Here is a 22,788-nt window from a genome sequence, read left to right as displayed (position 1 = left end):
ATCATCTAGGAGTTGGCCGGTGCTGGACTGGCTTTACAACATCGTCGGCCACGTGTTGGTTTGGATCCATGCGGGTCTGACCGTCGTTGGCCTGGACCCCGAGAGCGGGTGGGCGTGGGGCCTGTCCATCGTGCTGCTCACCGTCGTCATGCGCCTTCTTCTGGTGCCGCTGTTCGTCAAGCAGATGAACACGCAGCGCCAGATGCAGGAGATCCAACCGAAGATCAAGAAGCTTCAGGAACGCTACAAGCACGACAAGGAACGCTTGCAGCGCGAGTCCATGCAGCTCTACAAGGAGAGCGGCACCAACCCCCTCATGGGTTGTCTCCCGCTCCTCCTGCAGATGCCGGTCTTCTTCTCCCTCTTCAACGTGCTGCGCAACGTCGCCGAGGGCAACCCCCGCTTCGGGTTCGACGAGCAGCTGGTCGAGCAGGCCCGTGAGGCACAGATCTTCGCGGCCCCCATCGCCGCCCAGTTCAACTCCTCCGAGGAGGAGCTGATCGCGCTGGGGTCCTCCGACCCCATCATGGCCAAGGTCATCATCGTCATCGCGTGTGTGGCCATGGGCGTGACGACCTTCCTGACCATGCGGCAGAGCATCCAGCGGAGCATGGCGCAGCAGCCTGACAACCCGATGATGCAGACCCAGAAGATCATGATGTACATGGCGCCCCTCTTCGGGCTCTTCGGTCTCATGATGCCGGTCGGTGTGCTGGTCTACTGGGTCACCACCAACCTCTGGACCATGGGTCAGCAGAACATCCTCTACCGTCGTCAGCCGCAGCCGGGTGAGGAGCCCAAGGCCAAGGAGAACGGCGGTTCCGCCAAGGGCATGCTCGGCCGCAAGAAGGCGGCCGAACCCGAACCCGAGCAGACGGAACAGCCTAAGATCGAACGCAAGCAGCCGAAGAAGCAGTCGCGTTCCAAGCGCACGGGCGGCGGTTCCTGACGGAAGGCCCCGTCGGCCCGGCCGGAGACCGGTTCTCGTGCTTCGTGTCGGCCGCGCACACAGCCTGGTACGCGGGTGACAATGCCCTTGAAGGTCACGACATGGACGAGGAGACGGGATCGCTGTGGAACGTAGCGAGGAAGAGAGCGGTGGAGTAGCGGTGGCAGAGGCGCCTGAGGCCGGCACCGACGTCGAAGCCCTGGAGAACGAAGGCGACATCGCCGCGGACTACATCGAGGGCCTCCTCGACATCGCGGACTTCGACGGGGACATCGACATGGACGTCGAGGGCGATCGGGCTCTCGTCTCCGTGGTGGGTGCGACCCTCGACGAGCTCATCGGTGACAACGGCGAAGTCCTGGAGTCGCTCCAGGAGCTCACCCGTCTCGCTGTCCACCGGGCGTCGGGGGAACGCAGCCGCCTGATGCTCGACATCGGCGGTTACCGGGAGGGGCGCCGCAAGGTGCTCCACCAGGTCGGTACGGAAGCGGTGAACAAGGTCAAGGAGAACGGGGAGTCCTACTCCCTGGAGCCCATGACCCCGTTCGAGCGCAAGGTCGTCCACGACGCTGTCGCGGATGCCGGCCTCACGAGCGAGTCCGAGGGTGAGGAGCCCAATCGGTACGTGGTGGTCAACCCCGCCTGAGGGCCACGCAGAACGAAGAACCCGAGGGCGTCGGTGCGGAAGCACCGGCGCCCTTTGTCGTGTCCGGGGGCTGTTTCACATGAAACACCGGCAGACTGTTTCGGCGGCTGTTTCACGTGAAACATCGGCGCTCGGAGACGGCCTGTCGGACGGGGCCGGTCACTCTCCGCGGAGGCCGAAAGCGCGGGACAACACTGAAGCAGTACCCGCGCAGACCCGGTCGGGCGAACTTCCCGATCCCGGTGGACCATCGCTCCGGACACCCGGAACCACTCCACTCCCGTCTCTGGCGTATCGGCGCTCCGGTGCACCGGACGGGCCAACCCCCAAGGCTCTGACGGACACGGGAGAACGCGGGTGTGTTTCACGTGAATCATCCTCAGGAGCGGGCGTGCAGAATCCGGTATCCGGGCGGTGGGTCCTCACGCCTTCGTCCCGTGTGCTTTCGAGGTGGGGGAGTGGTGTCCGAGAGGGATTGTCGCCCGCGGAGCCTGGGTGGCGGGGGTGCCTCTGCGTCTGCTCGCCTTCTCCGCCGGAGAGCGTGCTGTGCCGAGCGATGAAGGGAAGCGAACGTTCGGTTCGGGCGAGCTCAGAGATGCAGAGCCGGAGCGTGTTTCACGTGAAACCGGGCCGACTCGTAGCCATGTCGACATGGCTGCCGCCGGGGCTCCGTTTCGGGCGCGCGAAGGTCGGGCGCCGGCGCGGCGACCGGAGAGGGGAAAGTGTCTTCGTGGGCTCATCGGTATGTCGACATGCCGATGAGCCGTCGGCTCCAGAGGTGGAGCGCTTCCTGTTTCACGTGAAACAGCCCGTCTCCGGGTGCTGGTGTTTCACGTGAAACACCAGCACCCGGATCCCGAGCCCCCGGGCCGGCGGTGAGGAAAGGGCGGTGCGCCGCATAGGATCTACGGGGGCCCGTCCCGGTGGATCGGGAGACCTGGACTGGATTCCTCCGCCGCACGAAACCCGTCCGGCCATCCCCGGAACGTCCGCGCCCGCGGGTGGCCGAGTAAGCATGGAAGTGACGATGGACGAGTACCGACAGGTGGTGTCCGATGACTTCGGGTCCTGACGTCCCGCCCGCAGCCGAGCCCCCTCCGCCGGAAGCGGAGGTGGTCTTCGGTGAATCCCTGCCCAGGGTCCGCCGTTACGCGGACCTGCTCGCGGACGACGGGGTCCGCCGAGGGCTGATCGGCCCTCGTGAGGTCCCGCGTCTGTGGGGCCGCCACATCATCAACTGCGCCGTCGTGGAGGAGATCCTCCCCGAGGGGGCCCAAGTGATCGATGTGGGATCGGGCGCCGGGCTTCCCGGGATCGTGTTGGGTCTGCTGCGGCCCGACCTCGAGGTGACCCTCCTGGAGCCGCTCCTGCGCCGGACCGTCTTCCTGGAGGAGGCGGTCGAGCTCCTGGAACTCCCGAACGTCCAGGTGTACCGCGGCCGCGCCGAGGAGGTGCGCGCAGAGCTGTCCGCCGACTTCGTGACGGCGCGGGCTGTCGCTCCGTTGGGCCGGCTGGCGGGGTGGTCGCTGCCTCTCCTGCGTAAGAACGGGAGTCTCCTGGCGCTCAAGGGAGAGCAGGCCGAGGCCGAACTGGCAGCGGTGGAGAAAGACGTTTCAAAATTGCGGCCAAGTGTCAGCGATGTGATCCGGGTCGGCCGGGGTAAGGTCGATCCCGCTACCACGGTCGTTCGCGTCACGGTGACATCAGACGGTGGCCCGCCCCGAGGATCCCAGAAGCCGCGAGGCGGCAAGAAGAAGCGCGGACGGAAGAGGTGAACTCATTCGTGCCCCAGTACCCAGCCGACCACGCCGGTGTTTCACGTGAAACACCGGCGGGCGCCTACGGTGACCTGCTCGACGGCGCCGGTGTTTCACAGGAAACATCTCAGCCCTCACCGGCGGCCCCGGAAACACCCTTGGCTCGCTCCGCCCACGCATACACGTCCACACGAGGACGTGGGGACGTGTGGCCGCGTCCGGAGCGCTGCCGTGTGATCAGCGTCGCCAACCAGAAGGGCGGCGTCGGCAAGACCACGACGACGGTCAACATCGCGGCCGCCCTGGCCATGCACGGCCAGCGTGTGCTCGTGGTCGACCTCGACCCTCAGGGCAACGCATCCACGGCGCTCGGCGTCGAGCGCGACAGCCAGACCCGGTCCATCTACCACTGCCTGGTGGAGGACGAGGAGATGAGCAAACTCGCGCAGCCGGTTCCCGACAACCCCAACCTGTGGTGTGCGCCGGCCACGATCGATCTGGCGGGCGCCGAGATCGAGCTCGTCTCCTTGGTGGCGCGCGAGGCCCGCCTCAAGCGTGCCTTCGCTGCCTACGACACCTCCGAACTCGATTACATCCTCGTGGACTGCCCGCCCTCGCTCGGGCTGCTGACCGTCAACGCGATGGTGGCCTGCGACGAGGTCATGATCCCGATCCAGTGCGAGTACTACGCGCTGGAAGGCCTGGGCCAGCTCTTGCGGAACGTGGAACTGGTGCAGTCCCACCTGAACCCGGGACTGGCCATCAGTACGATCCTGCTGACGATGTACGACGGGCGTACACGACTGTCACAGCAGGTCGCCGACGAGGTTCGGTCCCACTTCGGTGAGGTCGTCCTGAACACGGTGGTGCCACGCAGCGTGCGGGTATCGGAGGCCCCGAGCTACGGGAAGTCCGTGATGACCTACGACCCGTCCTCGACGGGTGCATCGGCCTACGAGGCCTCCGCGCGGGAGATCGCCCACCGCGCGCCGACCGTCGGCCGCTGACGGGACGGTTCGTTCTCCGTGTCCCCGGGCAGTCCCCGGGGGCGCATGACGCACGCAGGAAAGAATCTGGAGGGAGTTGCCGGTGAGTCAGCAGCGGCGCGGACTGGGCAAGGGACTGGGGGCGCTCATCCCGCAGGGGCCGGCGGCCCCCGCGCCGTCGGAGGACAGCTCCCCCGAGCCGGTGCCCGTGGCGGAGACCCCCGAGGTGGTCGACGTGACCCGGGAGGCCCCGGCGGGGCTGTCCGACGGCACGTATCTGGAGGAGGTCGAGGTCGGGGCGATCACCCCGAACCCGCGGCAGCCGAGGATCAACTTCGACGACGAGGCTCTGGAAGAGCTGCGTGACTCGATCGTCGAGGTCGGGCTCCTCCAGCCGGTGGTGGTGCGCAAGCTCGCCGCCGACGGAGGCCCGGTGCGCTACGAGCTCATCATGGGGGAGCGCCGGTGGCGGGCCAGCAAGGAGGCCGGGCTCGAACGCATCCCCGCGATCGTCCGGAGCACGGGCGACGACGAGCTGCTCAGGGACGCGCTCCTGGAGAACCTCCAGCGCCAGGAGCTGGATCCGTTGGAGGAGGCCGCCGCCTATCAGCAGCTCCTGGACGACTTCGGCGCCACCCACGGCGAGCTCGCCCAGCGGTTGGGCCGGTCGCGGTCGCACATCACCAACACCCTCAGGCTGTTGAATTTGCCGCCGAAGGTGCAGACGCGGGTGAGCGCCCGCGTCCTGAGCGCCGGCCACGCGCGGGCACTGCTCGCGGTGGAGGACCCGGACCTGCAGGACCGCTTGGCCGAGCGGGTCAACAACGAGGGCATGTCGGTGCGTTCCCTGGAGGAGACCATCACTCTCCAGAAGAACGGGCACGAGATCGACGACCGGGACCAGGGGCGCCGCAGTACCGGCCGTCCGACCCCGCCGCCGGAGGCGGAGGAGTGGGCGACCCGCCTCTCCGACCGTTTCGACACGACGGTGAAGGTCGACTTCGGCAAGAAGAAGGGGAAGCTCGTCGTCGAGTTCGCGACGATGGAGGATCTCGAACGCATCATCGAGCAGATGGACGGCCGCGTGTCCTGACCGCCGCCTCGGGGTGTTTCACGTGAAACACCCGGCACGAAAAAGGGTCCCGGAGCGCGGGGAAGCACTCCGGGACCCTCGTATGCCCGTGGACCGGTTCGGTCACAGGAACTCGGCGAGCTCCTTCTCCAGCGTACGCTTCGGCTTGGCGCCGATGAGCTGCTTGACGACCTCACCGCCCTTGTAGACGTTCATGGTCGGCAGCGACATGACGTTGTAGGCGCGGGGGGTCTCGGGGTTCTCGTCGGTGTTGATCTTGACGATCTCGATCTTGTCGCCGTACTCGTCCGCCAGCTTGTCCAGGACCGGGGCCATCTGCTTGCACGGTCCGCACCAGTCGGCCCAGAAGTCGACGAGGACGGGCTTGTCGTTGGAGAGGACGTCCTCCTTGAAGGAGGCGTCGGTGGTGGTCTTGACGTTGGACATGGTTCTCCTCGGTTGACGGAACGTGAGTGGTGCTGCTTCGGCGCGGCCGGAGGCCTCGGGGCTGCTGCCCCGCGACGACAGGGTCGGGCGGGGTGTCAGTTGCCCATCTCGGCGAGGTGGCGCTCGGCGTCCAGGGCGGCCGAGCAACCGGTCCCGGCGGCCGTGACCGCCTGGCGGTACTGGTGGTCGACGACGTCACCGGAGGCGAAGACCCCGGGCAGGGTCGTGCGGGTGGAGGGGAACTCCACCTTGACGTAGCCCTCCTCGTCGAGCTCGATCTGCTTGTCGAACAGCTCGACGCGGGGGTCGTGGCCGATGGCCACGAAGAGACCGGAGACCTCCATGGTGCTGGTCTCGCCGGTCTTGTTGTTGTACAGCTTCAGACCGTTGACACGCTCCTCACCGAGTACTTCGGTGACCTCGGTGTCCCACACGAAACTGATCTTCTCGTTGGCGTGGGCGCGCTCGGCCATGATGGCGCTGGCGCGCAGTTCGTCGCGGCGGTGGATGACCGTGACGGACTTGGCGAAGCGCGTGAGGAAGAGGGCTTCCTCCATCGCGGTGTCGCCTCCGCCGGCCACGGCGATGTCCTGGTCGCGGAAGAAGAAGCCGTCGCAGGTGGCGCACCAGGACGTGCCCCGCCCGGAGAGCTCCTTCTCACCGGGCACACCCAGCTCGCGGTAGCCCGAACCCGTGGAGAGGATGATGGTGTGCGCGTAGAAGGTCTCGCCGCCGGCGACGACCTCCTTGACCGCCTTGGTGAGGTCGACCTCGGTCACGTCCTCGGGGACGAGATCGGCGCCGAACCGCTCGGCCTGCTTGCGCATGCTGTCCATGAGGTCGGGCCCCATGATGCCGTCGGGGAACCCGGGGAAGTTCTCGACATCGGTCGTGTTCATCAGCGCGCCGCCGGCGGTGATGGAACCCTCGAACACCAGCGGGCGCAACTCGGCACGTGCCGCGTAGACGGCCGCGGTATACCCCGCGGGCCCGGAACCGATGATGATCACATTGCGGACGTCACTCACGCTCGTTGGCCCTTCACGTTGCTGCCCCGGCCACCCGGCGTGACCTCGGGGGAGGTTGATTAGCACAACCGATGGTAAGCGTCCGGCTATTCCCGTTCGGCCATACCTCCGGGGTACGGGGGCAGGGTATCGGGTTCCACCTGCTGCGCGGACCGTGAGGCGTGACCGCCGTGGCCTCCTGTGCGGCGCCCAGGTGTCCCTCCGGAGGACGTGTCGGGCCACGCCTGGCCGGTGGTGACAGGTCGAGGGGTCGCCTTGTCGACATGGGGACAAAGTGATCAGGTGACAGAGCCACAAGGTGTCAGGGGGCCTGGACGGTCTCCTGGTCCAGCACACTGTCACCGACCTCGCTGCCCTGCTCACAGTCGGCCTCGACCACCATCACCTCGACGGTTCCGCCGTCGGGGGCGAACATCACCCAGGCGGGGTCCGCGCCGTACAGCGCGTCGTCGACCAGCACCACTCGCAGACCGAGCTCCTCGGCGGCCCCGGAGGCACAGGCCTCGGCGCCGGGAGGGACGGTCGTCTCGGCGGGCAGCGGAGCGGCGTCGGACGTATCGCCCACGGAGGAGCGGTCCAGGGTCTCGGAGGCCTGCTCGGCCAACCCGTCCTCGGTGTAGGTGGTGCCGCTGCGCACGAGTTCGGGTGTGTAGGACTGCGCCGCGTCGGGGTCCTGCTCCTCCTCGGCCTCGGGACCGTCCACGAGCGGCGCGGCCACGCCCGCCTGTTCGTCGTCCTGCAGCAGGGTCCCGTTGATCACGGCCGCTCCGCCGCCGACGACGAACACCGCGGCAGCGGCGGCCGTCATGATCCGGGGCAGGCCGAAGCGGCGCTTGCGGCGTTCGGACAGGTTCGCGACCGATGCTGTTTCGGCTCCCGGGACAGCGGGCGTGTCAGCGGGTCCGGAGGGGGTGCCGACGGGGTCCGGTTGCCGGACCGCACGGTCGCGGACGGCCTCCGCGATCTGCTGCTCGAGGCGGTCGGCCACGTCCGGGGGAAGTTCCGGGGCCGGTGCTGCGGCCAGGAGCTGGGAGACGTTCGACAGCTCGTCCAGGGCCTTCGAGCATTCCTCGCAGGATTCGACGTGTCGGGCGACGTTGCGTTCCTCGTCGGGCTCCAGGAGCCCTTCGGCGAAGAAGGCGAGTGCCTCCACCTCGGGATGGGACGTCACGATGGATTGACACCTCCTCTCTCAGATGTGACGTCTTGTGGAGGCGGAGGGTTCCTCAGATGCGCGAGCGAGGGCAGTAGTTTCGAGCGACCTCGCGCACATCTGCTCTTGATGGTCCCGGAGGCCACCTCGAGGATCGCGGCGGCCTCCTCCACGCGGTAGCCGAGCATGTCGACGAGGGTCAGGGCGATGCGCTGGTCGTGGGGCAGGTCCTCGAGGGCGTCGCGCACGACGATCTGCGTCTCGGTACGGGAGGCGTGGTCGCGGGTGCTGCCACTGCGCACGTCCTGGTCGTTGGCCATGACGTCGAGGGTCTCGCCCTCGGTCGGGGTCGCCGGTCGCACTTTGCGGCGCCGTAGCCGGTCGTGGCAGGCGTTGACGACGATGCGGTGCAGCCAGGTGCTCACCTGTGCCTCGCCCCGGAACCGGCCAGCGGCGCGGAAGGCGGACAGGAAAGCGTCCTGGAGGGCGTCGGAGGCTTCCTCGGGGTCGGCCATGATGCGCACGGCGACCGCCCAGAGGCGCTCACGGTGGCGCCGCACCAGCACCGCGAAGGCTTGATCGTCGCCTTCTGCGTGCCTCGTCAGAAGCTCACGATCTGCGAGCTCGTGGACCGACTCCATCAGTGCTGATCACATACCCCACAACTAGGCCGTGTTTTTCGAAAGCCTTCCAAAAACACTCCTCAGACGCCGCGTACCTCGACCTCGTGCACGGTGCCCCGGTAGATACCGCCATCGGAGGGCATTTCGGTGAACCAGACCACGACGTACTGTCCGGAGACGGGCTCGTCGAGCTCGATCGTCTCCTCGCCCGAAACCTGGCCTTCCCAGGCGACCGGCATCTCGGAGTTCAGGGTCTCGTCGTTCACCTCGGTGCTGCTACGGGTGTCGCTGACCCGAACCTGGATCCCGTAGTTGTTCTGGGGCACGGTGAGGTCGAGCTCGTGTACCTCTTGGCTCTGGCCGAGGTCCAGCAGCAGGCCGACCCCGGCCTTGGTCACGCCCATGGGGTCCTGGTAGCCCTCGGTGTTCCAGACGGTCTCGTGATTGCCGTCGTAGGCCTTCGGGGCGTTCTGGCCGTGCTCGCTGCCGTCGCCGAGCGGGTCGAAACCGGAGGAGTCGGTGATCTCGAGGGCGCTCAGGTCGACGCTTTCCACGTCCTCTTCGCTGGTGGAATCACTGCTGGGGGAGGCTTCGTCGGACGGTCGCATCATCGACCCGACCGTCCATGCGCCGGCGACCACACCGATGAAGAGGAGCCCGGCCGCACCCCACGTCAGGGCCTTGCGGGCAGTGCTGTGCTGTTCGGAACGGCGACGGCTCCGGGGGGAGGCCGCCGCNGCGCCCCCCGCCGCGGCAGTGGCACCGGCGCGCTCGCTGTGGCGGGGGCCGGTGCCCGTGCTGCCGAACTCACCGGTGCGGCGTGAGGTGCCCTGTTCGGGCTCGGGTGCCGGCTCGGCCGGGGACACCGGCAGCGGGATGAGCCGGGGCACGTCGGCCATGGCCTGGCAGAACGCGGCCGGTGTCGTCAGGGGTGGCCCGGGAACGACCTGCCCCACCAGCTGCGGCAGGGCAGCGCGGGTGGAGATGCCGGCCAGGGGATCGGTGATGCCGGGGCGTACCTGGTCGGCGGGTACCGGACCGCCCGGGCCCTGGGGCGCGGGCGGGAGGGAGCTCTGCTGGGGGCCGGGCCAGTGGCCGGTCAGGGCCGCGTACAGCAGGTGTCCCAGGCCCTGGGCGTCGACCGCCGCGGGGTCCTGGACGTTGGTGCCGAGGAGCGCGGCGTCCACACCGATGCCGGTGACCTTGACCGCTCCTCCGCTGCTCCACATGAGTTTGTCGGGGGTCAGGCACAGGTGGTGCAGGCCGCCTTGGTGGGCGGCGGTGATGGCTTCGGCCGCCTCGGTGACCAGACCGGCGGCGCGCTCGGGTTCCATGGGGCCCTGCGCCAGCAGGTCGGCCAGGGAGGAACCGATGACCCATTCCTCGACGACGTAGGGGACGGGGGCCATGTCGTCGGCGTCGAAGACCTGGGTGACACGGGAGTCGGGGATGCGGCTGGTGGCGCGTGCGGCGCGCACGGCCTCGGAGGTGCGGGGGAACCCTTCTGTGAAGGTCCACACGGCGACGGGCCGTGCGAGTGTCTCGTCGGTGGCCTTCCATCTGGTGGCACCACCGGTCTCGCTCACGACGTCGTCGAGGCGGTACCGGTTGGCCAGCTTGGCTCCGGGTTCGATCAGGAAGGTGCTCATGATGGGAGTGACGGGCGCCAGGGCCGTGGTCTCCTCGTACTGTCCGCGTTCCTCCTCCGACTCGGGGCGGAGGGGTGGCGCGGGAAACGGACGAAGGGGTCATCGGCTCTGAGTGCTGTCCCCAGCCTCCCTTCGGGCAGCTCGGATAAACAATGCGGTAGCGGTTAAGCGGTGCCTGTCCATGCTAGGACGCGTGAACAGCACCTTTGGTGGACAACGGATACTGATCCATCTTCCGGTTCTTTCCGGAGGCCGAGCGCCGGGGGGCGCGTTCCCGGTGATCAGCTGCGTCGCAGCTTGGCCTTGACCAGATCGAGGAACGATGTGACTTCCGTCACATTGAGGAACTTGGCCGTGACCACGAACAGTACGGCACCCACGACGCCTCCGGCCAGCATGGAGCTCAGAGCCGGCCACAGCTCACCGGGAAGCCCTTGGAAGGCGAAGACCACGAACACCCCGAACACCGCGGACGGGACCGTCGCGATGTGCAGCTTGGACAGGGTCGAGGCGGTCCTGCGTCCGTCGAGCCCGTTGAGGCGTTTGTTGAGCATCCGCCACATGATCGCCGACCCCAGGAGGTAGTAGAGGCCGTAGGGGAGCGGCAGCCAGACCACGATGTACTCCGGCTCCATCCAGAGCAGCAGGCTGAAGGCCGTCACCGCGTGCGCCGCCTCCGACGGCAGGGCCACCAGCGCCGGCGTGCGGGTGTCTCCGAGCGCGTAGAACACCCGCATCTGCAGCTGGAACAGCGTGAACGGGATCAGCACCAGGCAGAACACCATGAGGATGTGCCCGATCGTGGCCGCGTCCTCGACCGAGGTGCTTCCCCGGGCGTAGATCATCACGCAGAACGGGACCGCGAACACGATCATCGCCACGGAGATCGGCACGATGAGCACCGACGAGAGCCGGAAACCCCGTGAGAAGTCGGCGCGCACCTGGTCCTTGCGGCCGGTGGCCACGTGCTCGCTCATACGCGGCAGCAGCGCCGTGATCACCGAGACCGCGATGATCGCGTACGGCAGCTGGAAGATCATCGACGCGAACTTGTAGGCGGCGATCCCGGCGCCCGAGGCACCCGCCTCCGACGCCATCGCACCCGCGCGCGTGGCCACGTTGGTGGAGACGAGCGCGCCCACCTGTGCGACCACGATGTAGAGCATCATCCACGAGGCGGCACCGGCCGCCTCACCCAGACCGGACCCGCGCAGGTCCAGGCGCGGCCGCCACCGGAAACCGGCGGCGGCCAGCGACCAGATCAGCACCGAGGCCTGTAGGACCTGGCCCAGCACCGTTCCCAGACCCAGCAGGGCGATCTGCCCCTGGTTCTCCATGAGGTCCTCGGGGCTCTGCCCGGGCCCGGCGATGGTCAGGAACCACAGGCAGATCCCGATGATGACCACGTTGTTGAGCACCGGCGCCCACATCGGGGCGCCGAACTTGTTGCGCGCGTTCAGCATCGCGCCGACCAGGCCGCTGGCGCCGATGAAGAAGATCTGCAGCACCAGGAACCGGGCCATGATCACCGAGACGTCGTACTGCGCCCCGGAGAACCCGCCCGCGTAGATGCGGATGAACCACTCCGCGAGGAACACCGAGACCACGGTGATCACCAACAGGCCGGCCAGCAGCAGGGTGACCAGCCGCTGCTCGGTGCGGTCGCCGCCGTCCTCGTCCAGCTTGCGCCGCTTGACCAGGAACGGCACGAACACGCTCGCCAGCAACCCGCCGATGAGCAGGTCGTAGATCATGAACGGGACCATGTTCGCCGTCTGGTAGGCGTCGCCCAGCAGCTGGGTTCCGATCGCCGCCGCCAGCACGATCGTGCGCAGGAACCCCGTCGCGCGCGAGAAGACCGTGCCCAGCGCCATGATCGCGCTCGACTTGGCGAGGTTTCCCGACGAGGTGTGGCTGGAACCGCCGACCTCGTCGCCGTCCTCCAGCCCCGCCCGGTCTGCTGTGCCCAGGTCACCGATGTCGCTCGGGTCCCGGACGGTACGCAGGCCGGTCTCGGGCGCGCCCTCGGGTTCACTGCGCTCATAGGCGTCGAGGACGTCGTCCGGCATCATCATCGTGTGCCGTCCGCGCACGCGCGTCTCGGCCTCGGAATCCCGGTTTTCCGGTGGGTCCTGGCGGGGGTGGTCGTTGGACACCGTCGCGCTGTCCTTCACTGGGTCGAAACTGGCATGCCCCCGATGGGGGCCGATCGGGAGGCGGGGGAGGCTGTCATCGACGCAGGCGGCCGCGGATCAGTTGCACGGCGGAGGTGAGCTCCTGGACACGCAGGAGCCGGGCCGCACCGAGGAAGAACAGTGCCCCGAGGACACAGCCCACGACGGGTGCGCCGATGTAGTTGAGCAGCCCGGGGCCGGCGTAGGTGTCGAAGAGGTGCAGCACGCCGAAACCGGCTGCGACGCTCGGGAGCGCGGCCACGTGCAGGCGCAACAATGTGCCAATGATGTGCTTTCCGTCAAGCCCTCCCAGCCTGTGGCTGATGATGTTCCCGGCGATGATCAGGCCGGACAGGAACGAGACCATGAAGCCCGCTGCCACGCCCGTGACCACGTACGCGGGGGGAAGCAGCATGTAGGAGGTGAAGGCCAGCGCGGCGTGCACCGCCAGGTTCGCGATCGCGATCATCGCCGGGGTCCGGGTGTCGCCCATCGCGAAGAAGACACGCAGCATGAGCTGGAAGATCGTGAAGGGCACCAGGCCCAGCGCCATCACCGCGAGGATCTGGCCGATGTTGGCCGCGTCGTCCACCGAGATGGACCCGCGCGCGAAGGCCAGGATCGACAGAGGCTGCGCGAACAGCGCGATCGCGAAGCCCATCGGCACCAGCACGAAAGCGGAGATCCGGAGCGTGCGCGAGAAGTCGGAACGCACCATCGTCCAGTCGCGCTCGTCCGCGTAGGCGCTCATGCGGGGCAGGAGCACGGTGATGAGGGAGACCGCGATGATCGCGTACGGCAGCTGGAAGAGCTGGTAGGCGAGGTTGTAGGCGGTGATGCCCGCACCCACGGCGGCGTCCGGGTCCTCGACGGCGGCCACGTTCGCGGCGTTGGCGATGTTGGTGGTGATCCACAGGCCCGCCTGGGTGAGGAAGGTGTAGAGCATCATCCACCCGGCGGTGCGCACGGCCTCACTCAGGCCGGAGCCGCGCAGGTCCAGGCGCGGACGCCAGCGGTACCCGGTCCGGGTCAGGGCCACGAACAGCACCACGGCCTGAAGGGCCATACCGGCGGCGGTCCCGGCGCCGAGCAGGGTCAGCTGGCCGCCGGTGACCTCTTCGGGGGTCAGGTCGGGGCCGGCGACCAGCAGGAACATCACGGACACGAGCATGATGACGACGTTGTTCAGCACCGGGGCCCACACGGCGGCGCCGAACTTGCCGCGGGTGTTGAGCATGGCGCTGAGGAGCCCGCTCATCCCCACGAAGAAGATCTGTGTCAGCAGGTAGCGGGCCAGGTACACCGACGCGTCGAACTGTGCCGGGGTGAAGCGTGACCCGTAGAGGTAGATGAGGATCTCGGCCGCCAGCACCGCCACCGCGGTCAGCGTGAACAGCGCCACCATCGTCGTGGTGAACAGGCGGTCCTCGGTGGCCTTGCCGCCGTCGGCGTCGCGCTTGCGGCGCTTGACCAGGAACGGGACGATGACGCTCGCCATCAGGCCGCCGATGAGCAGATCGTTCAGGATGAACGGGATCGTGTGCGCGGTGTGGTAGGCGTCACCGAGCAGGTGGGTGCCGATGGCCGCGCCCAGCACGATGGTGCGTGCGAACCCGGTGATGCGGGAGGCCATGGTGCCCACCGCCATCACCATGCTGGACCGCATCATCCCGCCGTCGTCGGAGCCGCCCGCGGTGCTGTCCCCTTCGTTCCCGGAGCCGTCGCCACCGGACTCGGCGGGCGCAGGATCGGGCAGTTCACCCTCCTCGTAGGAGGGCGCGGGACCGCCCGTGGGGCGGATCGTGCTGTCGCCCGGGAGCTGCCCCTCGGCCGTGTCCTGCTCTCGGGGGGATGGGCTGCGGTGTTTCCCGCTGCTGTTCGGGGAATCGGCGACCACGGTGGATCAGACTTCCTTTCGTCCGGCTGGGGAAGCCCCGGTCGGGGCGGGGGAGCGGCGCGCGGCCGCGTGTGTCGACATGCGGACACCGGGACCCGTCGGTACGGCGACGTGTCGACAGGTCGGGAGATCGGCGAGTCGACACGTCGACCCGCCGCGGGCGGCGGCCCCGGACCTCATGTCCGGGGGCCGTCCGGCCCGGAAGGGCTGTCTCTCCCGTCCTCGGGGGATGCGGAGGCGTCCGTGCCGTCATCGGGCTCGGCCGCGGACGGCTCGGTGTTGTCGTCTGCGGTCTCCTCCATGGTCCCCTCGGCGGTGTCGTCGCCGGGCTGTTCGGGGGTCTCCGCCTCGGGCCCCCCTTCTCCGGTGGAGCTCTCCTCGGGCCGGGGTGCCTCCTCCCTGACGGAGGCCGGGGCCCCTTCCTCGGCGGAGGATCCCTCTCCGGCGGGCGCGGCCGTTTCCGAACGTGCCTCGTCGGTCTCGGACCCGCCGTCGGTCTCCTGGTCCCCGTCCTCGTCGTCCTCGCCGCCACCGGGAGCACCCGCGGCCGCCGCGTTCGACGACTTCGCCGACGAGCGGGCCCACTTGCGGACCGCCCGGGGCGCGAGCGCGGCCACCAGGATCAGTACACCGATCCCGCTGATCAACAGCGCCTGGGTGCCCAGACCCGTCGCGTTCACCGGGATCTCCGTGTCCTGGGCGTTGATCGGTTCACCGGCCGAGTTGTGCAGACTCGTGTGCAGCACCGTCCGCCCGTTCACCCGTGCCGACAGCGGCACGTACACCGTCGTCTTGGCCCCGGGAGCGATCTCGAAGGAGTCGGTGTAGCTCTCCACCGTCAACCGTTCGGAGTTCTCCGAGAACACCGACAGTGTCACGAAGACCGATTCGTCCTCGAGGTCGTTGGCGACCAGGATCCCGGTGATACCGGTCCGGCTGGCCAGTGTCACCGGCTCCCCGGGGATGATGCGTACCGAGTCGAGCCCCTCCTGGACATCCTGTGCGACCAGCGTACGCACCGCGCCGGCCAGCGCCTCCTCGTCGCGCCAGTAGGCCGACGACAGCCGCAGCAGGGCGGGGCGGAAGGGATCGTTCTCCTCCACCAGGATGCTGTTGAACATGCGCACGTCGCGGTTCACGTCCTGGATCTGGTCCAGATGTGTGGAGCTCAGCTCCGTCTCGTAGGAGGAGTCGGGGTAGGTCAGCCCGCGCCGGGTGTCCTCGCGCTCCTCCTCCGGCGGCAGTTCGACGTCGTCGAGGTTCTCCGCGTTGAGCCATGGTAGGGACTCGGTCGCCTCCAGCACCCCGGAGGCGAACTCCTCGCCCGGGTCCCACCGCGGTTCGGGGGAGGCCACGACCACTCGGTCGCCGCCCGCGTTCTCCCCGGCGATCATCGCGGTCTCGGCGGCGAACCTCTGCAACGCCAGCGCCGAGTCCCCCTGGGCCTGCGAGGGCATCGACAGCACATCGGTCAGTCCCGGGTCGCTCACCAGGGCCGTCTCCTCCTCGCCGTCCGAGGGCGAGGTGAGTTCCTCCTGCGCGGTCGGGGTCGTCGACAGCCACGACGCGGGCGGCAGCGCAGCACTGTCCAACAGGTAACGGTCGGCGCCGTTCTCGGAGAGCAGCTCGTGCACGGAGCCGTCCATGAGGCCGCCGGGCGGGAGCGCGTAGTTCTCGTCCGGGACCAGCTCCAGCGCCTCCATCGTGGCCTCGCGGCCGATCCGCAAGGACTCCTCGGCGTCGGTGTCGATGCCGTTGCGCAGCATCGCGGCAAGGTCCGCGTTCGCGTAGGGGGAGGCCACGACCGTGTCGGCCGGCAGGACCCGGCGGGCCTCGCGCAGCCACACCTGGGCCGATTCGTCGGCCGCGTGCTCGTGGCGGACCGGTGCGGACTCGGCCGGGACGGACAGCACGTCGTCGAGCACCTCGAAGTCGTCGGAGGCGGCGCGGACCACGTCGTCGAGCGTGCCCGGGTCGACCGCCCACGTGAGCGGGACCCCATCGGTGCGCGTCGGCTCGTCGTCCTCGGAGTCCTCTTCGTCGCCGGGGCTCTCTTCGTCGGTCGCCTGGCCGGTGGGCTCGGACTGCGCGGTCTCCTCGTCGGTGGCGACGTCGTCCTCGGGGGGGACGGCCTCCTCTTCCTCCTCGGCGTCCTGGTCCAGGCCGAGGACCTCCGGCAGGTCGTCGTCACCGGGATCGAAGTCCACCGGTGCCTGGGCGCCCGCGGCCAGCAGTCGGCCCAGGCGGCCCTGCGAGCCCAGTGACTCGGTCAGGGAATCGCCGAGGAAGGTGTCGTCGTCGGCCCGCTGCGGGGCGTCCATGATCGGCCACACCCAGGCCATGTCGATCTCGGGCGCGTCCTCGTCCGCGTCGACGTGGGGAAGGAAGGTGTACTGCGAACCGATCACCGTGTCGTCGCCGTCGACCGCCTCGATGACCATCGGGTAGACCCCGTATCCGGACAGCCCGAGATCGTCCACGTCCGTGCTGAGCGCGTACCCCTGGCCGGCCTCGGGGGCCAGCTCCTCGGAGACCTCGTCGTCGGGGCCGGAGGAATCGGGCTGCCAGCCGTCCCCGGAGGAGAAGTCGTCCAGTTCGGCGCGATCGGTGAAGGGGTGCCGCGAGTAGCGCATGCGTACGGACACCTCCGACAGTTCCTCATCGGTGGTGTTGGTCACTTCGCCGCTGACACGCAGGGTGGCGCCCTTGTCGAGCACGTCGGGCGTGATGCTGTCCACGACGAGGGACTCGGCCTCGTCCTCATCGGGCTCGGCCGCCGCCGGCGGCAGTGAGGCCGGTATCGGGAGCAGCGCGGTGGCCAGGGCCATGACCACCGATGCGGAGACAATTCGACGCAACGCTTGACCGGTTTCCTGCTCGGGTCCAGAGGGCCGTCCCGCCGGAGGGTATGGGTGAGGCAAGGGCGGTGACGGCGGATACCCGCACGGCGCATTCAGCGGACGCGGGCCGGGCGGGCGCAAAAAGGACGGCGTCCCCCCACTGCACCGAAGATACCTCCTCCCCGGAACGTCGGATCGTGCTGCAGGCCCGTGTGGCGCGTCCGGGGGCCTCCCGCGCGCGCCGGACGATTCGCGGGCACCCACCGCGTCCACTTAACCTGCGTGGTGTGCCGTACACAGAGCTTCCGGGCGATGACACCGCCCGCCACGAGACCGGTCGGTCGACCGATGCCCAGAGGTCGGCTCTGAGCTCCTTGATCGACTCGATGCAGCCCGTGCCCGACGAGCTCGGTGAGCGCTTCGCCGCGCACGACCAGCAACTCGCACTCGTGGGCGGTCCGGTGCGCGATGCCCTCCTCGGCAGGGTCTCGCACGACGTGGACCTCACCACCGATGCCGTGCCCCAACGCATCCTCGAACTCGTGGACGGCTGGGCCGACTCCGTGTGGACCGTCGGCATCGACTTCGGCACCGTGGGTCTGCGGAAGAAAGGCCTCCAGCTGGAGATCACCACCTACCGCAGCGAGTCCTACTCACCCAAGTCGCGCAAGCCCGAGGTCGCCTACGGCACCGACATCAGCGACGACCTGCTGCGCCGCGACTTCACCGTCAACGCCATGGCCGTGCACTTGCCGGACGGAACGTTCGTCGACCCCTTCGGCGGGCTGCGCGACCTGAAGACCCAGGTGCTCCGGACCCCCGGCAGGCCGGAGGACTCCTTCAGCGACGACCCGCTGCGTATCATGCGCGCGGTCCGTTTCGCCGCCCAGCTCGGCTTCACCCTCGCCCCCGAGGTCGCCGAGGCCGCCCGGAACATGGCCGACCGTCTCTCCATCGTCTCCGCCGAGCGGGTGCGCGACGAGCTCGTCAAACTGCTGCTGAGCCCGGACCCGCGCAAGGGCATCGAACTCATGGTCGACCTCGGGATCGCCCCGTACGTGCTCCCGGAGGTCCCCGGGCTCCGTCTGGAGATCGACGAACACCACCGGCACAAAGACGTCTACGAGCACTCGCTCACCGTTCTCGACCAGGCCATGGAGCTCGAGCGCAGTCGCGGCCACGAGCCCGACCTCGTGCTGCGCCTGGCCGCGCTCCTGCACGATGTCGGCAAGCCCAAGACGCGCTCCTTCGAGGGCAACAACCGCGTCACCTTCCACCACCACGAGGTCGTGGGCGCCTCGATGAGCCGCAAGCGCCTCAACAAGCTGCGTTTCTCCAAGGACGTCGTCAACGCCGTCAGCAAGCTCGTCTCTCTGCACCTGCGTTTCCACGGTTACGGCAAGGGCGAGTGGACCGACTCGGCGGTGCGCCGGTACGCACGCGACGCCGGCGACCAGCTCGAGCGTCTGCACATCCTCACCCGTGCCGACTGCACCACACGCAACAAGCGCAAGGCGAATGCGCTCGCGCGCTCCTACGACGACATCGAGCGGCGTATCGACGCGTTGGCCGAGCAGGAGGAGCTGGACCGCATCCGGCCCGACCTCGACGGCAACGAGATCCAGGAGATCCTCGGCATCGCTCCCGGCCCGGCCGTGGGCAAGGCCTATCGATACATGCTGGAGTTGCGGCTGGAGAACGGTCCCATGTCCAGGGAGGAGGCCACGGCCGAACTCCGGACCTGGGCCGGGCAACACCTCCAGGACTGAGACACACCCCTCACGCGGATGCGGCGGCCCCCGAGCCGGAGACCCTGCGTGCGCGAACCGTCCAGGCCCCGGCCAGTGCCGTGTAGACCAGCACCATCGCACCGACCACGGCCGCGCTCACGCCCGACGGCGGGACGAACACCGCCGCGAGCGCAGCGCCCACGACGAACGTGGCGTTGAAGAGCACGTCGTAGACCGAGAACACCCGGCCGCGGAACGCGTCGTCGACATGTCGCTGAACCAACGTGTCGACCGTGACCTTCACCGCCTGTGACACGAAGCCGAGCACGAACCCCGCGACGGGGAACAGCGCAGGTGAGAACGGCAGACCGAACACGGCCAGGGCGACGGCGGCCGTGGCCAGCAGCGAGGCGATCCACGTGCCCGCGCCCATCCGGGTCGTCGCCCACGGGGTGGCCACCGCTCCCGCCAGGAAGCCGATCGCCAAGAGTGCGGCCGACACCGAGAACCCGGCGAGTCCGGCCACCCCGCCGCCGGTGAAGGTGTTGTTGTACAGCAGCAGTGTGAGCAGCGTCGAGACACCGAACAGGACCCGGTGCGCACCTATCGTCGCCAGACCGTCCCGGGCCTGGGCCCGCTCGCCGATGTGGCGGATCCCGCTCAGCATCCCGCGTACGACGTTGCGGACGGCCGTGCGCACCTCCTCGGGCTCCTCCTCCAGGTGAGGGCCCAGTTCCCGGTGACGCAGGGTCAGCGACACGGCCCCGGAGACGGCGAACCCGAGCGCCGCGGCGAAGAGGACGATGCCGGTGCCCAGGGCCTCTTCGCCGCCGAGCATCCCGATCGCCAGGCCCACGCCTGTCCCCAGCGAACTGGCCGCGGTGCCGCAGGTGGGGGTGACCGCGTTGGCCATCATGAGTTTGTCGCGCGGCACCACGTACGGCAGGCCCGCCGAGAGACCGGACAGGAAGAACCGGTTGACGCTCAGCACCAACAGCGCCGCCACGAAGAACGCCGGACCGGCGCCCTGGGCGACCAGTACCGCCGTGATCACGCCCAGGACGGCCTTGGCCAGGGACGACAACAACAGCACCTGGCGGCGGGGCCAACGGTCGATGAGGACCCCCGCGAACGGGGCGACCACGGAGAAGGGCAGCAGCAGGATCGCGAACGCGGCAGCCACCGCAGCGGCGCTGGTGTGCTGCTCGGGGTTGAAGAAGACGAACCCGGCCAGGCCGGCCTGGTATATCCCGTCGGAGAACTGCGAGACCAGGCGGGTGCCGAAGAGGCGGCGGAACCGCGGGCCGCGCAGAACCACACGCAGGTCGCCGAAGAAGGAGGAGGACACCGGCTCACTTTAGTGCTCAGGGGTGTCCCGGGCGGAGGCCGCCCCGACACGTCGGACCCCGGCCCGGGGACTCTCGTGTCCCGGACCGGGGTCCTCGGGTACGGCGGGTCAGGTGTTGTCGTCGCCCTCGATGAAGTTCTCGACCCGGGCGTGCGCCTCGGAGTCGCTGTACTGGACGGGCGGGGACTTCATGAAGTAGGAGGAGGGCGCCAGGACGGGGCCGCCGATGCCGCGGTCCTTGGCGATCTTCGTGGCGCGCACCGCGTCGATGATGATGCCGGCGGAGTTGGGGGAGTCCCACACCTCGAGCTTGTACTCGAGGTTGACCGGCGCATCACCGAAGGCGCGCCCCTCGAGGCGGATGTAGGCCCACTTGCGGTCGTCGAGCCACGGCACGTGGTCGGACGGTCCGATGTGCACCGATCCGGCCTTGAGCTCGTGGGGGATCTGGGAGGTCACCGACTGCGTCTTGGAGACCTTCTTGGACTCCAGGCGCTCGCGCTCCAACATGTTCTTGAAGTCCATGTTGCCGCCGAAGTTGAGCTGGTACGTGCGGTCGACGACCACACCGCGGTCCTCGAACAGCTTGGACAGCACCCGGTGGGTGATGGTGGCGCCGATCTGGGACTTGATGTCGTCACCGACGATCGGGAGCCCGGCCTTGGTGAACTTCTCCGCCCACTCGGGGTCGGAGGCGATGAAGACCGGCAGGGCGTTGACGAAGCCGACCCCGGCGTCGATGGCGCACTGCGCGTAGAACTTGTCGGCCTCCTCCGAACCCACCGGCAGGTAGGAGACGAGGACGTCGGCCTTGCTCGCCTTGAGGGCGGCGACGACATCGACGGCGTCCTCGGGGGACTCCTGGATCATCTCCCGGTAGTAACTGCCGAGCCCGTCGTAGGTGGGGCCGCGCATGACGCTGACACCGGTCGGCGGCACGTCGCAGAGTTTGACGGTGTTGTTCTCGCTGGCGGTGATGGCGTCGGCAAGGTCGTGGCCGACCTTCTTGTCGTCCACGTCGAAGGCGGCGACGAATTCGATGTCGCGCACGTGGTACGGGCCGAATTGGACGTGCATCAGGCCAGGTACCCGGGACTCGGGGTTGGCGTCCTTGTAGTAGTGCACGCCCTGGACGAGCGACGCCGCACAGTTGCCGACGCCCACGACGGCTACACGTACCGAACCCATTGGTCCTTGCTCCTTCTTTTCCGCGAACATGGATTCCACAGCGCACAGCGCGGCACCCCCGCTCCGGTGTGGGACCGGGGCTCGCCGTTCTGCTTCTTGTTGTCCGTGTTGAAGTCAGCAGCGCCCGGGGCGGATCTGTTCCCGCCCTCAGCCGCTGTGCGGACGCCCACGGACGCCATTGGCGCGGCCTCCCCTGAACGGCCGTCGGCAGTCGGGGGGAACATGCCTCTCTGGCTGTTTTGTTCGGTACGACTCTATCGCCGACGAGCGGCCCGGCCCGCACGACAGTACGCCGAGGACCTCCGCCGACGTGGAAGTTCGGGACACTCGTGGGGTATCTGTGCCCGTGCACGGCTTCAGCGGGGTCCCGGTGCCGGTGCCCCGGAGGCGCTGAATATCACACCAGCACAGATCGGGGTCAAATCGTCACAGGGTGCACAAGCATGTATGTGTCGTGCTCACGGCCGCTGCTCGGAACCTCTGCCGTGAACTGCCCCGATCGGTCGGGAGCGCCCCGGCGTGGCGGACAACTCGGTCACGCGCGATACTCTCGCGCGTGGGTTGTGCTATGCCGTTTCATCGCTCTACCGTGACCTTTGATTTGCTTGCGTAGCCGTGCCGCCCGGGGCCGCTGGCCCGAGACGGCCCCCGTCGGATCAGTGCGCCGGCGGTTGCGATCCCCCACTGGCCAACGATCAGGAGGAAGAAGCGGCCCACGTCTTCGCGACCTGTTGAAAACCTACGCGCCCGTGTGGGCGTCCTTTATCAAGCCTTGAACGACAGGCGTCAAGCCTTGAGTGAAGGACGAAAGGCTCCGGTCCGGCCCCGGACCGAGGATGTGACCCACCGGCCGAGCCACGTCAGCACCGCGGATGCAGGTCGCGGATCACCGATCCCCCAGGGGGACGACCCCCGTTTCCACCAAGGAATCGTCAGGCCGACCGGCCGTGAGAGGCAATCGAGGACCACGTGAGTACCGAACGACGACGGAGTGCCGAAGGCGACCGTCGACGGGCCAATGGCCCGGTCGACGGTCCGCGCGGCGGCGGTGGCGAGCGGGGGGGAGTCCCTCCCCGGGACGAACGCCTCGGAAGGCGCCGTCGGCCGGACACCGGTGAAGAGAACGGGCTCCAGGGGGCAGGAGCCGCCGAACGTCCGCGTCGCCGCCCACCCGAGAATGAACCCCCCGGGGGCGACAGGAAACGCCGCAGGCCCCCCGAGGAGGAGCGCCGCCGACCGCCCCAGGGTGGCGAGCGTCCGCGCCGCCCGCGCCCCGACGCCGCGACGGCCGCCCATGGAGC

16 protein-coding genes are annotated in these 22,788 nt (G+C 68.7%); 6 read left to right on the top strand and 10 right to left on the bottom strand.

Annotated features, from left to right (window positions below; genetic code table 11):
* Nucleotides 1–19 precede the first annotated feature (19 nt).
* The 5 genes from yidC (at nucleotide 20) to D473_RS0112510 (ending at nucleotide 5,431) form a co-directional block, all read left to right on the top strand.
* Nucleotides 20–949, top strand: coding sequence for a membrane protein insertase YidC (yidC, locus tag D473_RS0112530; protein WP_017609415.1), 930 nt, complete (start codon nucleotides 20–22; stop codon nucleotides 947–949).
* A 160-nt stretch (nucleotides 950–1,109) separates the two neighbouring features.
* Nucleotides 1,110–1,595, top strand: a complete 486-nt coding sequence (locus D473_RS0112525; RefSeq protein ID WP_017609414.1) for a Jag family protein — start codon at nucleotides 1,110–1,112, stop codon at nucleotides 1,593–1,595.
* Between the two features lie 1,055 nt (nucleotides 1,596–2,650).
* Nucleotides 2,651–3,370, top strand: a complete 720-nt coding sequence (gene rsmG, locus D473_RS0112520) for a 16S rRNA (guanine(527)-N(7))-methyltransferase RsmG (RefSeq protein ID WP_026126885.1) — start codon at nucleotides 2,651–2,653, stop codon at nucleotides 3,368–3,370.
* 140 nt (nucleotides 3,371–3,510) lie between these two features.
* Nucleotides 3,511–4,359: a ParA family protein gene (locus D473_RS0112515; RefSeq protein WP_275040649.1), complete on the top strand. Its 849-nt coding sequence runs from the start codon at nucleotides 3,511–3,513 to the stop codon at nucleotides 4,357–4,359.
* A gap of 82 nt (nucleotides 4,360–4,441) precedes the next feature.
* A complete protein-coding gene (locus D473_RS0112510) occupies nucleotides 4,442–5,431 on the top strand; it encodes a ParB/RepB/Spo0J family partition protein (RefSeq protein ID WP_017609411.1) in 990 nt (329 codons plus the stop codon).
* Nucleotides 5,432–5,533: 102 nt separating this feature from the next.
* Here D473_RS0112510 and trxA read toward each other — a convergent pair whose 3' ends face one another.
* The 8 genes from trxA to D473_RS0112470 form a co-directional block, all read right to left on the bottom strand.
* Nucleotides 5,534–5,857 (bottom strand): thioredoxin, encoded by a 324-nt coding sequence (gene trxA, locus D473_RS0112505; RefSeq protein ID WP_017609410.1) that lies wholly within the window; start codon nucleotides 5,855–5,857, stop codon nucleotides 5,534–5,536.
* A gap of 95 nt (nucleotides 5,858–5,952) precedes the next feature.
* Nucleotides 5,953–6,885 carry a thioredoxin-disulfide reductase gene (gene trxB / locus D473_RS0112500; protein WP_017609409.1) on the bottom strand — a complete coding sequence of 311 codons (933 nt, stop codon included), beginning with the start codon at nucleotides 6,883–6,885 and terminating at the stop codon, nucleotides 5,953–5,955.
* 301 nt (nucleotides 6,886–7,186) lie between these two features.
* Nucleotides 7,187–8,056 carry an anti-sigma factor gene (locus D473_RS0112495; protein WP_017609408.1) on the bottom strand — a complete coding sequence of 290 codons (870 nt, stop codon included), beginning with the start codon at nucleotides 8,054–8,056 and terminating at the stop codon, nucleotides 7,187–7,189.
* On the bottom strand, nucleotides 8,053–8,679 hold the full coding sequence (gene sigM / locus D473_RS0112490; protein WP_017609407.1) for an RNA polymerase sigma factor SigM: 627 nt from the start codon (nucleotides 8,677–8,679) through the stop codon (nucleotides 8,053–8,055). The genes D473_RS0112495 and sigM overlap by 4 nt, the downstream gene beginning before the upstream one ends.
* A gap of 62 nt (nucleotides 8,680–8,741) precedes the next feature.
* Nucleotides 8,742–10,310: a protein kinase family protein gene (locus tag D473_RS0112485; RefSeq protein WP_017609406.1), complete on the bottom strand. Its 1,569-nt coding sequence runs from the start codon at nucleotides 10,308–10,310 to the stop codon at nucleotides 8,742–8,744.
* Nucleotides 10,311–10,591: 281 nt separating this feature from the next.
* Complete coding sequence (gene murJ / locus D473_RS0112480) at nucleotides 10,592–12,385, bottom strand: murein biosynthesis integral membrane protein MurJ (RefSeq protein ID WP_033353290.1); 1,794 nt, start codon at nucleotides 12,383–12,385, stop codon at nucleotides 10,592–10,594.
* Nucleotides 12,386–12,539: 154 nt separating this feature from the next.
* Nucleotides 12,540–14,381, bottom strand: a complete 1,842-nt coding sequence (gene murJ / locus D473_RS0112475; protein ID WP_017609404.1) for a murein biosynthesis integral membrane protein MurJ — start codon at nucleotides 14,379–14,381, stop codon at nucleotides 12,540–12,542.
* A 176-nt stretch (nucleotides 14,382–14,557) separates the two neighbouring features.
* Nucleotides 14,558–17,215, bottom strand: a complete 2,658-nt coding sequence (locus D473_RS0112470) for a DUF6049 family protein (protein WP_017609403.1) — start codon at nucleotides 17,213–17,215, stop codon at nucleotides 14,558–14,560.
* Nucleotides 17,216–17,508: 293 nt separating this feature from the next.
* On the opposite strand from D473_RS0112470, the gene D473_RS0112465 reads away from it, so the two are divergent.
* Entirely contained in the window at nucleotides 17,509–18,990 is a 1,482-nt protein-coding gene (locus D473_RS0112465; protein WP_017609402.1) for a CCA tRNA nucleotidyltransferase, read from the top strand.
* Between the two features lie 10 nt (nucleotides 18,991–19,000).
* Here the strand turns inward: D473_RS0112465 and D473_RS0112460 are convergent, their stop codons facing one another.
* Nucleotides 19,001–20,299 (bottom strand): MFS transporter, encoded by a 1,299-nt coding sequence (locus D473_RS0112460; RefSeq protein WP_017609401.1) that lies wholly within the window; start codon nucleotides 20,297–20,299, stop codon nucleotides 19,001–19,003.
* A gap of 108 nt (nucleotides 20,300–20,407) precedes the next feature.
* A complete protein-coding gene (locus tag D473_RS0112455) occupies nucleotides 20,408–21,487 on the bottom strand; it encodes an inositol-3-phosphate synthase (RefSeq protein WP_017609400.1) in 1,080 nt (359 codons plus the stop codon).
* Between the last annotated feature and the right edge of the window lie 1,301 nt (nucleotides 21,488–22,788).

The sequence above is a fragment of the Nocardiopsis xinjiangensis YIM 90004 genome (assembly GCF_000341145.1).
Taxonomy (GTDB): Bacteria; Actinomycetota; Actinomycetes; order Streptosporangiales; family Streptosporangiaceae; genus Nocardiopsis; species Nocardiopsis xinjiangensis.
Note: the sequence above shows the minus strand (reverse complement) of the source record. Positions and strands in the feature narration are given on the sequence as shown.